Here is a 3,390-nt window from a genome sequence, read left to right as displayed (position 1 = left end):
TGATGAGGAGCAAGATATGTATTGCAAGTATGATACATTTATTTTTAACTTTGGAGAGAATTTTGACAGTTGGGCAATAACATCCGTTTTTAGTGGCAAAGCTTGCAAATTTCTCTGGCTGAAAACCCCGAAGATAGACAATGAAATCAATGAAATTCTTAATACTATACAATGTTTTGATGTTCCTTATACAGATGTACAAGAAGTTTACCGGCAGTTTTGTAAGTTGATTCCAAACAAATATTGGCCAACATCAATTAAAAAACTTGACTAGAATTAGAATAACAATATATTTTTAAGCTTCGTAATTAGTCTTTAAACTAATTGAATCAATTTGGTTTGCTAGAATTATTAGGAGGCGAGTAGATATCAATCAAAATTGACTCAGTTTAATTTATATATCCAATGCACTAAAACCATATTAATTAAAAAGCTAAAGTAGATACTTTCAGCCCTTCAATTATAAATTTATTTATTGAAGGAGCTTATCCATACCTCATTTACATTTGTAGGCGTACCCTTTTTTCGGTCAGTTCAAAAATAGAGGATTTTCATTTGATTCAGACGCTTTATCCACTAAGCGGCTCTCTTCAATTTTTAAACGATTTTCGTTCGCTGCTTGTGGATAAAGCTGCTCGTTCCTTTTCATAAGCCTTGCGTAATTGAGGGGTGACAGATAATGAAGTGATTTGTACGGTCTTTCTTCGTTGTAGTCATTCCGCCAGTTTTCGCACAGCTCTCTTGCTTCGTTCAAGCTGGTAAACAAATAAGCATTCAAAAGCTCTCTGCGTAAGCTTCCATTTTTTCGTTCAATAAAAGCATTTTGCATCGGCCTTCCTGGTTGAATAAATTGTAATGTAATTTGCTGTTTGGTGCACCATTGCTCAAGTTTGTGACTGATAAATTCCGGTCCATTATCGGTTCTTATATTGGATGGCTTTCCCCTGCGATGCAAGAGCTGATCCAACACTCTGATTACTCGAAGAGTGGGAAGGGATGTATCAACTTCTATTGCAAGAGACTCACGGTTAAAGTCATCCATAACATTCAACAGTCGGAAGCTTCTGCCGTCCTCTAATCGATCGGTCATAAAATCAATACTCCACATCTGGTTAGGGGCTGTAGGCGTTAATAGGGGCTGTTTTACACGTTCCGGAAGCCTTTTTCTTGGTCTGCGACGAACATTCAAGTTCATCAGACGATAGACCCTTCTAAGCTTCTTGTGATTGATAACAACGCCACGATTACGCAAGCGATAGTAACATTGCCACAAGCCAATGGTCGGATGTTTACTAACCAACTGATCCAGTAGCTGCTCAACTGAATGGTCGTCTTTCTGTCTTTTCTCGTATTGATAAGTACTGCGTGGTAGTTGCACGATCTGGCAAGCCTTACTAATGCTACACTGCTCCGATTGAACAAAATAGTGAGCAGCTTCTCTTTTATCAGTAGGGCCTATAACTTTTTTTCAATGAAGTTCTTCATAGCACGGTTCTCGAACGTGAGCTCGGCTACGATCTTCTTATACTGGCTCAGCTCTGTTTCAAGATCCTTGAGTTTCTTGACATCGCTGGCTTCCATGCCGCCGTACTTCGCTTTCCAATTATAAAACGTAGGCTCGCTGATACCCAAATCTCGGCAGATCTCTTTTACAGAAACGCCGCTTTCTTGCTTTTTAATTGCTGCCACTATCTGGCTCTCGGTAAATCTGGTCTTTTTCATAATGTTTGACAGTTTAAAATTATTGGTTTTCTCTAACTTTCAACTGCCGAAGTTTGGGTACGCCTACAGCACCATCCATTTAGGTTAACTAAATAGCTGTTTAAAAACCAAAAATGCACATTTCCCTAATAATAACAACGATAACAGTTAGCTTACAGTGAAATTAATAAGCAAAAAATATAGCTGGAAAAGATAAATAACACCTATACTTATGTAAAAAAATAATTATGAATGATCTCGAAGACTATTTTGAAAAAAACGATAAGAGGCAAATAAATAAATGGAGTCATTATTTTGAGATTTATGAGACATTTTTCGCAAAGTATCGAAATCAGAAAGTACGTATCTTAGAAATTGGTGTTTTCCAAGGAGGAAGCTTACAAATGTGGAAGCATTATTTCGGTAATAATGCTGAAATCTATGCTATTGATATCGAACCTAGATGCAAAGAGTTTGAAGAAGAGGGTATTAAGATATTCATTGGCTCGCAATCAGACCGAAACTTTCTTGAAGAGATTAAAAAAGAGTTACCTCCCTTAGACATAATAATTGATGACGGAGGACATACCATGAACCAGCAAAAAATCAGTTTCGAGATACTTTTTGACTCGGTAAAGAGTGACGGTATTTATTTAGTTGAGGACACGCACACATCTTACTGGATTGACTACGGTGGAGGAAAAAAACGAAATGGAACGTTTATAGAATTTGCAAAGTCTTTGATTGATGATCTCAATGCAGAGCACAGTCAGCAAAAAAGATTTAATGAAACAAAATACACAAGAGCTATTAAAGGGATTTACTTTTACGATAGCGTTGTTGTTTTCGAGAAAAAATTGAAAAAGAAACTTGAAGTGAAGNGATGATCTCAATGCAGAGCACAGTCAGCAAAAAAGATTTAATGAAACAAAATACACAAGAGCTATTAAAGGGATTTACTTTTACGATAGCGTTGTTGTTTTCGAGAAAAAATTGAAAAAGAAACTTGAAGTGAAGATGACTGGAAAACCAAGTTATATTTACAAAGAACCATACTATACTAAAGTCACAAAGGCAAAAAGAAAGTTTGAGCAATTGCTTCAATTTTTAAGAATTAAACAATTATTATTTCCAAAGGATTAGTTATTAGTACTATTATTCAAATCAACTCGAACTGTCACTATCAAGTAATGAATGTAAGTTTGTAGAAGTGTTTTATATTTGTACTGTAAAGCAAAATCTCGGTTTTTATGAACCTTTTACGAATTATTTAAGTATACCTTCGGTAAAAAGAATGCAGTACTCCGCAAGGAAGAATAGAAGTACCAAGAAGATTTGGCAATTCGTCTATGCACTTCTATTTCAGTAATTGGTAAATATGAAATAGATGAGATGACCTCAATTATTCATGTCGCCTACAAGCCCTGATAATTCTATTTTAATGTAGTGTGTTAATATACTACCATTCCAAGACGACCATAAAGTATATATGAAGTATGATCCTTTGTAAATGTTTCTTGTGATGTATCTGTAAAATACTGTCCTCAACCGAACCTACAAATCTCATCATTATGGCTTGTTTGATCTCAGAATATGAAAATACCTTCTCGATTATTTACTACATCAAATTCTATTGCAATTATTGATACATATCAGAGAGGAAAAAATCAGATGAAAAGGTTCAATAGA

At 35.3% G+C, this 3,390-nt stretch carries 1 protein-coding gene and 1 pseudogene; one reads left to right on the top strand and one right to left on the bottom strand.

The window, feature by feature from the left end:
* Positions 1 to 274, top strand: a 274-nt coding sequence (locus ACQ2HE_RS19780) for a hypothetical protein (protein WP_430902503.1), incomplete at its 5' end; no start/stop codon positions are given.
* A gap of 354 nt (positions 275 to 628) precedes the next feature.
* On the opposite strand, the pseudogene ACQ2HE_RS19775 reads toward ACQ2HE_RS19780, so the two are convergent.
* Positions 629 to 1,722 (bottom strand): annotated as a pseudogene (locus ACQ2HE_RS19775) (IS3 family transposase); the annotation flags it as partial.
* Positions 1,723 to 3,390 lie beyond the last annotated feature (1,668 nt).

Origin of the sequence: Endoryza foliicola, assembly GCF_050589245.1 — a bacterium.
Lineage (GTDB): Bacteria > Bacteroidota > Bacteroidia > Chitinophagales > Chitinophagaceae > Endoryza > Endoryza foliicola.
Note: the sequence above shows the minus strand (reverse complement) of the source record. Positions and strands in the feature narration are given on the sequence as shown.